Genomic DNA, 13,197 nt, shown 5'->3' on the forward strand with positions numbered 1-13,197 from the left:
CGCGCTCACGCACCTCACGCGGGTGCCTCGAAGACCGGGCCATAACTCCATCCTCACTCACACGATGGAGCCTCCATCAAACCCGGGGCGGTTCATGTAGCCGTTGATCCGGCTCTGGATGTAGCCGTTGGACGGCAGCGGTTCGTCCGCGAACGCCGGCGCGGCCCACGCGGGCACGCCGACCAGTGAGCCTGCGATCAGCAGCACCGGGATGAACGTTCTGAGCCGATGGAAAACACCGCGTGACGGTGTCCGGTCGTGCATGAACCCCTCGATTCCTGACCCTGGGAAAGATCGATGTTGCCAGTCGACCGGATACGCGTGATACAGGCGAACGAATCACGGAACGGTGTGCGCGAACGGACGGCAGGCGTGCCCAGACGGACGACACGCGTACCTGGACCGGCGACACCCCCAGCTCGCGGGGCAACGGGGTGCGCGCGTGGTTGGTTAGCCACGTTCTGGCTGGTCAGGGCGGTGGCGGGTGTCGGATTCGGGAGGGTTTCAAGCATGCTTGAAACCCTTCCTCTTCGGCGGGGGAGCTGCTTAGGCTGCACGCGTTTTCACGCATTGGAACTGGGGAACCGCCATGGACAAAAGGTCTATTCAGCGTGCGCGGAAAACGGTCGTGCTCGCGACCGTCGCCGCTCTCACCGGCTCGCTACTGACGCTCGTGCCGGGAAGCGGGCCGGTCACGCCCGTGCGTCCGGCACCGATCACCGAGGCGCCGGACTCGGCGGCCGCGATGGCCGCGGCCTGGCGGCAGGGCTCGCGCGTGGAGGTCGCCGACCAGCGGACGCCGACCCGCGCGGTCTACGCGAACCCGGGTGGCACGCTGACCGCGGAGCTCTCGCCCGCGCCGGTCCGGGTGCGGCAACCCCATGGCTGGGCGAAGATCGACACCGAGCTCGGCAAGCGGGCCGACGGCTCGATCAAGCCCAAGGCCGCCGACGGTGACTTGGCGCTCTCCCCCGGCGGGAACGCGCCGCTGGCCACGCTGCGGCGCGACGGCAAGACGCTGACGCTGCGCTGGCCGACCGAACTCCCCGCGCCCGTGCTGGACGGTAACGCGGCGACCTATCCCGAGGTGCTGCCCGGCGCCGACCTGGTGATGTACGCCGACCGGGACGGCTTCCGGCAGCATCTGGTGCTCAAGAACGCCGAAGCGGCGAAGAACCCCGCGCTCAAGTCGATCCGGCTCGGCATGCGCGCGGACGGCCTGAAGGTGACCGTCGACTCCGGCGGCGCCATCCACGCCGCCGACGAGACGGGCGCCGAGCTGTTCGCCGCGCCGCCGTCGACCATGTGGGACGCCGCAGGCAGGACCACGGCCGTCGGGGTGTCCATTGTGGACGACGCGCTAGTGCTGACGCCGGACCAGAAGTTCCTGGCCGACCCTGCGCTGAAGTTCCCGGTCACGGTCGACCCGACGTTGCACACGTTCTACAAGACCGCCTGGGCGACCGTGCTTTCCGGCTACTCCGGGACCTCGTACTGGAACAGCAGCGGCGACGGCACCTACGCGCAGGTCGGGCAGTGCCCGCGTGACCTGCCGCCGAGCGGCAGCTGGTGCAACGGCATCGGCGAGGCCTGGTCGTACTTCCAGTACGACACCGGTTTCCTGTGGGACAAGACCTTGATCGGCGCGACGCTCGACACGACCGTCGTGTCCAGCCCGGCCTGCGCCGACCGGATCATCGACCTGTACCACGTCGGCCCCGAGATCTGGAACGGCATGACGTGGAACAGCAAGCTCAACGGCGGCCGCGTCGCCTCCCGCTGGATGCCCTCGGTGCAGGGCGGCTGCACCGGCTGGAAGAACGCGGGCATCGACGTCCCGCTCGGCGAGGTCGAGCAGGGCTCCCCCACCGCGTTCTTCCTCAAGGCCCAGGACTCGAACGACCAGTACGCCTGGCGTAAGTACGACCCCGGCCAGATGACCTTCCGGGTCACCTACAACCGCACGCCGTACGTCCCGGCCAACCTCGCGACCGACCAGCCGCTGCCCGCGCCCTGCCGCTGGTGTGAAGGCAAGCCGTACATCGGCGCCGACTCCGTCCGCCTGATGGCGACGCTGAGCGACCCCGACGGTGACATGGTCCGCGCCCAGTGGCGGATTTCGCACAACGGCACGGAGGTCGCCTCCTGGGACGAGCCGGGCATGCAGGCCTCCGGCGCGGTGCACAGCACCGTCGTCGACACCTCCGGACTCGACGGGAAGACCGTCGGCTGGTGGCTTCACTCGTCCGACGGCGTGACCTCCAGTGGTCTCGCGGCCGGGCAGTCGTTCGCCGTCGACCGGACCCCGGTCACCCAGCAGCCGACCGTGGCGGGCGAACTGTACACAGAGGATGGACGATGGCACGGCGGCTCCGAGGTGGCCGACACGTTCACCTTCGGCTCCAACGGGGTCGGCGACATCGACCACTATCTCTACGGCTGGCAGGATCCACCGTCCACCAGGGTCGACGCGACCTCGCTGGGCGGCCCCGCGACGGTCACACTGACGCCGCCGGGTGACGGCCCGCGCACCCTCTACGTGCGCAGCGTCGACCGGGCCAACCACGAAAGCGAATCCCGGCCGTACCGCTTCTACGTCCGCGCGGGCAGCGGCCCGCTCGCCCAGTGGTCCTTCGAAGGCAACGCGCAGGACTCCGCCTTCCTCGGCGACCGCCACGGCACGCTGGGCAACGGCGCGGGCTACACCGCGCAGGGCGCGACCGGCTCGGCCGTCCAGCTCGACGGGGTCGACGACTACGTCAGCGCGCCGAACGCGGTCCGCAACAGCGCGCCCTTCACCGTCTCGGCCTGGGTCAACCTGACCCGGAACAACGGCGCCAGGGCGGCGGTCAGCCAGGATGGCGCGCTCTACCCCGGGTACGTGCTCTGGTATCGCGCCGAGCAGGACGGCAGCAACCCACGGTGGGTGTTCGGCCTGCCCAACTCGACGACCGAGTACCGCGGTGCCACGTTCGCGTCCTCCCCCGCCGGCATGCCCCAGCTGAACACCTGGACGCACCTGGCCGGGGTGTACGACCCGGCCGCGCAGCAGATCCGCTTGTACGTCAACGGAAAGCTGGCGGCCACCGAGCCGCAGACCACGCGACCGGACTTCGCGAACGGACCGGTGCGGATCGGTCGCACGATGTGGCCGGGCACCCCAGCCGTCGACCACTGGCCCGGCGCGGTCGACGAGGTCCAGATCCACGACCGCGCGCTCAGCGCGGCCGAGATCGCGGCGTCGGTCAGCGCCGCCGACGTGCAGCTCGCGCATTTCAAGTTCGACGAGACCAGTGGCACCACCGCGCACAACGCCGTGGCCAGCGGCGCCGACGCGGTGCTGCAGAACGGCGCGGCGTTCACCCAGGACGGCGCCGTGGCGGGCGGGCTGCGCCTCGACGGTGTCGACGACACGGCGACCACCACCGGGCCGCTGACCCGCACCGACCAGAGCTTTTCCGTTGCCGCGCAGGTGAAACTCGATCGCGCCGACAACGGCACCTACACCGTGCTCAGCCAGGACGGCGAGAAGATCTGCGCGTTCTGCCTGCAGTACCAGAGCAACCACTGGGTGTTCGTGTTCCCCCAGTCCGATGAGGACACTCCGGTCGGCTACAACTGGGTCGGCACCTCGACCCAGCCGCCCGCCGGCGTCTGGACCCATCTCGCCGGCACCTACGACGCCACGACCGGCAAGATCCGGCTCTACGTCGACGGCGAGCTGATCGGCGAAAGCACCCGCGTGAGCCCTTGGCACGCCAAGCGTGCCTTCCGGATCGGGAGCGCGACGATCCGAGCCCAGGTCGAGCAACGGCTGCCGGGCACGGTGGACGAGGTCCGCGTGTACAGCAGGGCGATCTCACAGGACGAGGTGCGCGGCCTGGTCAGCAGGGACAACGTCACGGCGGGCACCTGGAAGCTCGACGGCAACGCCGACGACGCCAACAAGAAGGCCGACGGGACCTCGAAGCTGCCCGGTGCGCTCATCGGCAACCCGGACTGGGCCGCCGGGCAGGTCAGCCTGCCGGACCCGGGTGATCTGGCAGTGCGCCTCAACGGCTCGAACCAGAACATCAGCACGCCGAACGCGGTCGACACCGGCAAGAGTTTCTCGGTGACCGCGTGGGCGCGGCTGGACGACACCGGCCCGCAGGCGACCGTGCTGTCCCAGGACGGGAACACGGCCAGCGGGTTCATGCTGCGGGCGATCTCGGGCAAGTGGACGTTCGTGGCGATGGGTTCCGACGCCAACGTCGCGGGTGACCAGGCGACCGGGCCGTCGGCCCAGCGCGGGATCTGGACCCATCTCGCCGGGGTCTACAGCAAGGACAGGCAGCAGATCGAGCTGTACGTCAACGGCGTGCTCGCCGCGTCCGCACCGCATAGCGGCGGTTTCAACGCCACCGGCGGCTTCCAGATCGGCCGGGGCAAGTGGAACGGCGGCGACGTCGACTTCTTCCCCGGCGCGATCGACGACGTCTCGGTGTACAGCCGGACCCTGCTCGGCGGCGAGATCAAGAACCTCGCCGGGCGGGATGTGAGCCTCGGCCACAACTGGACGCTCGACGAGGGCAGCGGCACCGCGGGCGGTGACTCCGCCGGCACCAAGCAGGCGACGCTCACCGGCGGCGCCGGGTTCACCGCGGGCCGGGTCGGCAACGCCATCCGGCTCGACGGCACCGACGACGCCGCGGCCACCGCGGGCGTCGACGTGCGGACCGACTCCAGCTTCACCGTGTCGAGCTGGGTCCGGCTGGACGGCAACGACTGCGACATCGACACCACGCCACGCTGCATGCTGAGCGCGGTCTCGCTCGACGGCGGCGGGTCGAGGCCGTCGAGCAAGTTCCGGCTCGGGCATGTCACCGACGACGCCGGGCACATGGGCAACTGGGTGTTCGAGATGCCGGAGGAGGACGGCACGGTCACCAAGGCCGCGCTCGAGGTCATCCCCGGCGAGCTGAACGCCTGGGTGCACCTGGTCGGTGTCTACGACGTCTCGGCGAAGGCGATCTTCCTGTACGTCAACGGGACCAGGAAGGACGACGGCACGCTGCTCAACCCCTGGCAGGCGACCGGCGGGCTGCAGATCGGGCGCGGCCGTGACGGCGGCGCGTACGCCGGGTACTGGAAGGGCGCCGTCGACGACGTCCGGATGTACAGCGGCGCGCTGACCGCGGACCGGGTTTCCGCGCTGTACCGCGGTTATCCGGCGCCCGGCGGCGCCGCGCTGCCGGTGGCCGACGCGGGCAGGTGGAAGTTCGACGAGAACACCGGCACCACGGTGGCCGACGCGTCCGGCCGCGGCCGGACCGCGACCATGGCGGGCGGCGCGGGCTGGCACACCGGCCGCGACGCCTACACCGGCTGGTTCAACGGCACCTCGGCCTACGCCGAGACCGCGGGCCCCGTGGTGAACACCGGCGGGAGCTTCTCGGTGGCCGCGTGGGCGTACCTCACCGACGGCTCGCGCTACGTGACCGTGTTCGGGCAGGACGGCAACCAGATCAGCCCGTTCTACGTCCAGTACGACCCGACCGTGAAGAAGTGGGGCGCTGTCGTCCCGAAGACGGACCAGACGAACTTCTCGCCGCATTACGTGCTCTCGTCCGAGACCGCGGAGGTCGGCGTCTGGACCCATCTGACGGTGGTCTATGACGCTCAGCTGGGTCAACTTCGCTTGTACGTCAACGGTTCGCTGTCCGGCGTGCAGACCGGAGTCTCGGTGCTGCCCGCCGACGGCAAGTTCTCCATCGGCCGCTGCCGGTGGGGCACCGGGAACGCGTGCTACTTCCCCGGCGGCATCGAGGAGGTGCGCGCGTACGGCAAGGCGCTCAGTGACGGCGAGGTCCGCAAGGTCCACGACGACATCCCGCCCGCGTCGCACGGCAACTGGCGCTTCGACGACGGCACGGTCAAGGACTCGTCGTGGCTCAAGAACCCGACCACGGTGACCGGGACCGCGACGTTCACCGCCGGGGTGCAGAACAAGGCACTGCAGCTGGACGGTGCGTCCTCGCTGACCGGGGACTACCTCGGCGTGACCATGCGCGACAGCTTCACCGTCTCGGCGTGGGCGAAGCTCTCGCGCGGCGACAAGGTGGCGACCGTGCTCGGCCAGGACGGCGACCGGAACAGCGGGTTCGTGCTGCAGTACAGGCCGGAGGTCGGCCGGTGGATCTTCGGCGCGGCCGCGCAGGACGCGGACCAGCCGGACACCACGCCACTGCGCTACGCGAACTCGTTGCACGCACCGGCGTTGAACACCTGGACGCACCTGACCGGGGTCTACGACTACCCGGCGCGGCAGCTGCGGCTCTACGTCAACGGTGAGCTCGTCGGCACGAAGGACAACATGCTGCTGTGGTCGGCATGGGGTGGCTTCACCATCGGGCGCGGCAAGGCGAACGGAGCACCCACCGGGTTGTTCACCGGTGCGATCGACGACGTCACCGCCGACTTCGGCGCGGTCCCCGACGATGAGATCCGGCTGCGGGCCGGCTGGCCCGCTCCGGCAGGCGGGCAGCTCGGCCGGTTCATCGCCGCGGGCGATCACCGCACGGTCAACTCGACCGACGGCACCCGGCAGCAGTTCGGCCAGGTGCCCGCCGGGTACCACTTCGAGGCGCCGCTCGGCACCATGCTCAGCGCGGAAGCGCCGGGTACCAGGCGCCTGTACACCTGCCTGATCAACAACACCGACTCGTTCACCTCGATGGACCCGGCGTGTGAGGGCTTCACCAAGCTCGCCGACCTGGGCTGGGCGTACACCGAACAGCCCGCCGGGGTGGCGACCGTGCCGCTCTACCGCTGCGTCTCCGGCACGGAACGGTTCGACTCGAATTCGACCACCTGTGAAGGGAAAACGGTCGACGGGCTGCTCGGCTACACGCTCGCGTACGCGCCGCTGACCCGGTACTACCACCCGAGGATCGCCGAGCACGCGGTCACCGCGGCCGGCGTCCCGCCCGGCTATCGCCATGAAGGCACCTTCGGCTCGATAGCCATGACCAACGAGCCAGGCACCCAGGCACTCATGTCCTGTGTGGACGGTTCGGACCGGTTCCTGTCGACCGATCCCGCGTGCGGCGGCAAGACCGTCGAGGTGCCGATCGGCTACCTCTGGACGGAGGCACCCGCCGGGCGGGCGAGCACGCAGCTGTTCCAGTGCTCGCTGAACTCCGGTCCCTCGGCGGGCGAGCTGTTCGTGTCGTGGGAATCGAACTGTGAAGGCCAGACCGTGCGTGGCCCGCTGGGCTACATCATCAAGGAGGTGCCGTCAGCATGACCAGCCGAAGCAGCAGAATGAGCGCACGGCGCGGAACGGCACTCGTGCTGGCGAAGACGCTGGCGGTGTCCGTGGTGCTGGCCATCTCGGCGCCGATGGCGGCCGCGGCGGGCGGACCGTCCGTCCCGCTGCCGGACGTCGCTTCGACCCCGGTGTCGAAGCAGACGCGCACGGCGCCCGCCGTCGACCAGGCCTCGGCGAACGCGCTGACCGGTGACCAGCCCGCGCGTGCGGCCTTGGAAGGCGGCGGCACGGCGACCGCGACTTCGCTGTCTCCGTCGGCCTCCTGGTCGGTCGCACCGCACACCGGGGACTTCACCTGGTCGTATCCGCTGCGGGTGCCGCCGGCGCCGGGCGGTCTCGAGCCCGGCCTCGCGCTGTCCTACCGATCGTCCGCTGTGGACGGTCGCACGACGGTGACGAACAACCAGTCGTCCTGGGTCGGCGACGGCTGGTCGCTGTCCTCCGGCTTCGTCGAGCGGACCTACGGCGGCTGCGCCGCGGACACCGACGGCGGGACGACGCCGCCGCAGACCGGCGACCTGTGCTGGAAGAGCGACAACGCGACCGCCTCCTACGGCGGTGGCGGCGGCATGCTCATCCGCGACGACGTCACCGGGCAATGGCGTTCGCGCGCCGACGACGGTTCGCGGATCGAGCGGCTCAACGGCGCGGGTAACGGCGACAACGACGGTGAGCACTGGCGTATCACCACAGTGGACGGAACGCAGTACTTCTTCGGCTCACAGGCCGATTCCGCGTCGACGTGGACGGTTCCGGTGTTCGGCGACGACGCCAACGAACCGTGCCACGGGGCGACGTTCGACACGTCCCACTGCGTGCAGGCCTATCGCTGGCTCCTCGACAAGGTCATCGACCGCAACGGCAACATCGTGCGGTACTTCTACAAGACCGAGACCAACTCGTACGGCATGAACCTCAAGGACGCCGCGGTGTCCTATGTGCGCGGCGGCTACCTGGACCACATCGACTACGGCCTGCGCGACAACGTGACGCAGCCGAGCGGGCGGGTCGTGTTCGCGACGGCCGACCGCTGTGTCGCCGGGAGCACCTGCACCCCGGACAAGCCGGACAACTGGCCGGACACCTTCTGGGAAGGCAAATGCGATACCGCGACCTGCAAGGACCACTACGCGCCGACATTCTGGTCGACCAAGAAGCTGGCCTCGGTCACCACGCAGGTCTGGCGCGGCACCGGCTTCACCGACGTGGACCGCTGGGACCTCGACCAGCAGTTCCCCGATCCCGGTGACGGCGAGAAGGCCTCGCTGTGGCTCAAGGGGATCAAGCACACCGGCCTGGTCGGCGGCTCGGCGGACATGCCTTCGGTGACCTTCGAGGGCACCGCGATGTTCAACCGCGTGGAGCTGCCCGAAGACGGCGTCTCACCGCTGAGCCGTTACCGCGTGACGGGCGTGATCTCGGAGACCGGCGGGGTCACCTCGGTGGAGTACGCCTCGGAATGCAAGGCGGGCGGGCCGATGCCCGCCAACCCCGAGACCAACACGCTGCGGTGTTTCCCGGTGCGCTGGGCCAAGAAGAACCACGCCGAACGCACGGATTACTTCCACAAGTACGTGGTCGCCAGGGTGACGCAGTCCGACCGCCTGAAGGTCGACTCGATCCCGCAGTCCACCTTCTCCGAGCAGGTCACCGCGTACGAGTACCTCGACGGCGCCGCCTGGCACTACGACACGTCGGAGTTCACGAAGGACGACCAGCGGACCTGGAACGACTTCCGCGGCTTCGGGCGCGTCCGCATCCGCGCGGGCACTCCCAACGACCCGGCCGGCCCGGTCACCATGTCCGAGCAGCGCTTCTACCGCGGCATGGACGGCGACAAACTGCCGAACGGGACCCGCCCCGCGAGCGTGACCGACACCGAAGGCGGCACCCGCGCCGACTCGGAGTGGCTGGCGGGCTTCGGTTTCGAGACCTCGACCTTCGAACGCGAAGGCCCGTCGAACCAGGCCGACCCGCCACGGGTGAGCAAGACGATCAGCGATCCCGTCGTCCAAGGCCCGACCGCGACGCGGGGCGCCTACAAGGCGTACCTCGTCAAGGCCGGCGTGCAACGCGGCTTCACCGCGCTCGCGGCGGGCGGCTGGCGCACGACCCGCGCCGAGACCACCTACGACGACCGGGGCCTGCCCACCCAGGTCAACGACCTCGGCGACCTGGCCACGGCCGACGACGACCGGTGCACGCGCACCGAGTACGCCCGCAACACCGACGCCTGGCTGCTGCGGCTGCCGGGTCACATCGAAACCGTCTCCGTGCACTGTGGACAGACACCGGTCTTCCCCCGTGACGCGCTGTCCGACAGCCGCAACACCTACGACGGCGGCGGAAACCTGAAGAAGAACGAGATCGCCAAGGACCGCCCCGCGTCCGGGCCGGTCTACTTCACGGCGGGCACCACCGACTACGACGTGCACGGACGGGCCACGACGGCGACCGACGCGCTCGGCAACGTCACCAAGACCGCGTACACACCTGCGGCCGGCGGCCCGCTGACCCAGACCGTGTCCACCAGCCCGCCCACTCAGGCGGTGCCCGCAGGCCTGGTCACGACCACGACGCTGGAACCAGCGTGGGGTGCGGCCGTACTGGTCACCGACCCCAACAGCCGCAAGACCGAGACCGTCTACGACCCGCTCGGCCGCACCTCCAAGGTCTGGCTGCCGGACTGGACCAGGGCCGCGCATCCGAACAACCCCAGCGTCCGCCACGCCTACCTGGTGCGCAACGACGGCCCGGCGGCGATCACGTCGACCAAGGTAGGCCCGAAGGGCAACGAGATCTCCGGTGTGGCCCTCTATGACGGCCTGCTGCGCATGCGGCAGGTACAGGCGCCGGCGGTGGGCGGCGGCCGGTTGCTCGCCGATATCCGCTACGACTCGCAGGGCCGTGACTGGAAGGCCACCCAGCCTTACTTCAACGACGCGGCGGTGGACACCGAACTCTGGGTGGCTGGCGACGAGAAGATCCCCGGTCACACCCGCAACCACTACGACGGCGCGGGGCGGCAGGACGCGTCGATCTACTTCTCCGGCGCGTTCGAGAAGTGGCGCACGAGCACGGCGTACGGCGGTGACCGGGTGCACGTGACCCCGCCGCCCGGCGCGGCGGCGACCACCACGATCACCGACGCCCATGGCCGCACGACCGAGCGGCGCCAGTACCAGTCGGGCACCCCCGACGGCGCCTTCGACGCGACCAAGTACACCTACACCAAGGCGGGACAGCCGGAAACCGTCACCGACGCCGCAGGCGCGGTGTGGCGCAGCGGGTACGACCTGCTCGGGCACAAGACCACGAGCGAGGACCCGGACACCGGCACCTCGACGATGACCTACGACGACGCCGGCAGGCTCGGCACGGTCAAGGACGCGCGTGGGGTCACGCTCGGCTTCGCCTACGACGCGCTCGGAAGGATGACCACCAAGTCGGCGGGTGCCACGAAGCTCGCCGAGTGGACCTACGACACGGTCGCCAAGGGCAAGGGCCAGCCCGCGAGTTCGACCCGCTGGGCCGGCGGAAAGCCTTACGTCAACAAGATACTGAGCTACGACGCGGCATACCGGCCGACGGGCACGTCGATCGTCGTGCCGTCGAACGAAGGGCTCCTCGCCGGCACGTACAACAGCTACGCCGGTTACAACCCGGACGGCAGCCTGTCGAGCTCGTCGTTCGCGGCGGCAGGTGAACTGCCCGCCGAGACGGTCAACTACGTCTACGACGACGCGGGCCAGCTCAAGAGCGGTTCGGGCGGCTACGACGGGGCCACCACGGCGCTCGTCTCGAACACCGACTACACGCGCTACGGCGAACTCGCCAGGCTCCAGCTCGGCGAGGGCACCAAGCGGGCGTGGCTCTCCCAGTACTACGAAGGGGACACCCGGCGACTCCAGCGATCCATTGTGGACGCCGAGGTGCCGACGCCGATGCAGTCGGACGTGCGCTTCACCTACGACAAGGTCGGCCTGATCACGTCGATCGCCGAAGGGACCACCGGCGACGTCCAGTGCTTCGGCGCCGACAAGCTGCTCAGGGTCACCGAGGCCTGGACGGCGACGCCGAGCACCTGGTCGGAGACGGACGGCTGCCGCGAAGCGCCCGGCACGGCCGGTCCGGCGCCGTACTGGCACTCCTACACCTACGACCAGTCCGGCAACCGTAAGACCGAGACGCGGCACGCGGCCGCCGGCGACACCATCCGCACCTACGCCACGCAGGTGCCGGGGCGCCCGCACGCGCTCAGTTCGGTCAGCGCCCAGGGACCTGGCGTCAACACCCAGGACACCTACGACTACGACGCGTCCGGGAACCTCAAGACCAAGACCGTCGGCGGGGTGCCCGAGCAGTTCACCTGGGACGAGGAGGGCAGGCTGGCTTCCGTCGCGAAGGCGGGCACGGCGACTTCGTTCCTCTTCGACGGCGAGGACGACCGGCTGATCCGCCGCGCGCCCGACGCGACGACGCTCTACCTGGGCGGCCAGGAGCTGCGGCTCCCCTCGTCGGGCGGCAATCCGACCGTCACCCGGTACTACGGGTTCGGCGGAACGACGGTCGCGATGCGTCAAGGCAGGGGCGCGCTGACCTGGCTGGCAGGCGATCACCAGGGCACCCCGCAGGTCGCCATCGACTCGGGCTCGCTGCAGGTCACCCGCCGCGACCAGCTGCCATTCGGCGGTGCACGCGGCGCGGCGACGGCGTTCCCGGGTGACCGGGGCTTCGTTGGCGGGGTGCGAGACGCCAGCACCGGGCTCACGCATCTCGGAGCCCGTGAGTACGACTCGGACACGGGCCGGTTCATCTCCGTCGACCCGGTCATGAACCCGGGCGACGCACAGCAGCTGAACGGGTACACCTACAGCAACAACAACCCGATCTCCTTCAGCGACCCGTCCGGGTTGTTCTGCGACAGCTGTGATTTCTACAGTCACCGCGACGAGACGCCGTCCGCGTTCAACGAGAACCGCCCCGGCGACTTCCCGCAGCACACACCGGTGGTGATCCAGCGGCAGCAGCCGTCTTCGGCGGCCCCTGCCAGGCAGAAGGTCCCGGTCACCACGGTCTCCCGCCGCGACCAGATGGAGACGGGCATCGGCCCCAACTTCGAGACCTGGGTGATCCAGGACCTGTGCGCGGGCGACCCTGGCTCGACCATCAAGGGCACAGGCCCGGCGGCTACCGCGTGTATGCAGGCCTATGGCGAGTTCCAGCGCGCCACCGGCAAGCGGTATCAGGACGGGGTAAAGCAGAGGCGCTCGCAGGAGCAGCAGGAGCAACGGGACAAGGTGATCAACACCTACAACGATGTCCAGGCGCTCGTGACCTGCGTGACGAATCCGGTCCTGCTCGATGTCTGCTTCCGGCCGCGCGGCACTACCTTCGCCGCCTGTGCCGGCGCGGGTGCGCACCTGCTCGGCGGGGCAGGCGGTGAGGCCTGCCTGGCGGTCGACGACAAGGGCCTGGGAATCTCGATTACCGGCAAGTTCGGACTTTCCGGCGACATCGGCGGCAACATCGGTGTCGGCACCAAGCTGGCGCAGGGGACGATCGAGGATCTGGGCGGCACCGGCATCTACACCGGGATACCTGTCGGACCTGCCGAGATCGGGCTCGGCAGGAGTGACTCCGGCCTGTACTCCGGTGGACTCGGGGTCGGCAGGCATGTCGGCAGGACCAGCTCGCCGATCAAGAAGCTGGAGGGAGTGACACTCGGCAGCGAAGGGGCGAAAGCCGGCCGGTTCCCCACCGTGAAGGTGCCGTCGTGCCGGATCTGCCAGGACATCTCGACCCCGGTCTACAACTGGGTCTTCGGCAAGTAGCCCGAGCACTGGGGTCGTGAGCGTTGCGGGCGGTTATAACCGCCGCAACGC

The 13,197-nt window shown here is 69.6% G+C and carries 3 protein-coding genes; 2 read left to right on the forward strand and 1 reads right to left on the reverse strand.

Annotated elements, in window-relative coordinates; genetic code table 11:
- Window positions 1-57: 57 nt before the first annotated feature.
- Window positions 58-264: a hypothetical protein gene (locus tag ACFV15_RS45625; RefSeq protein ID WP_378359430.1), complete on the reverse strand. Its 207-nt coding sequence runs from the start codon at window positions 262-264 to the stop codon at window positions 58-60.
- A gap of 325 nt (window positions 265-589) precedes the next feature.
- Here ACFV15_RS45625 and ACFV15_RS45630 point away from each other — a divergent pair, with 325 nt between their 5' ends.
- Both ACFV15_RS45630 and ACFV15_RS45635 read left to right on the forward strand, forming a co-directional pair.
- Window positions 590-7,288, forward strand: coding sequence for a LamG domain-containing protein (locus ACFV15_RS45630; RefSeq protein WP_378359432.1), 6,699 nt, complete (start codon window positions 590-592; stop codon window positions 7,286-7,288).
- Window positions 7,285-13,146, forward strand: a complete 5,862-nt coding sequence (locus tag ACFV15_RS45635) for an RHS repeat-associated core domain-containing protein (protein ID WP_378359434.1) — start codon at window positions 7,285-7,287, stop codon at window positions 13,144-13,146. Before ACFV15_RS45630 ends, ACFV15_RS45635 begins: the two co-directional genes overlap by 4 nt.
- The last annotated feature ends 51 nt before the right edge of the window (window positions 13,147-13,197 follow it).

It is taken from the genome of Amycolatopsis sp. NPDC059657 (genome assembly GCF_042734395.1).
Taxonomy (GTDB): domain Bacteria; phylum Actinomycetota; class Actinomycetes; order Mycobacteriales; family Pseudonocardiaceae; genus Amycolatopsis.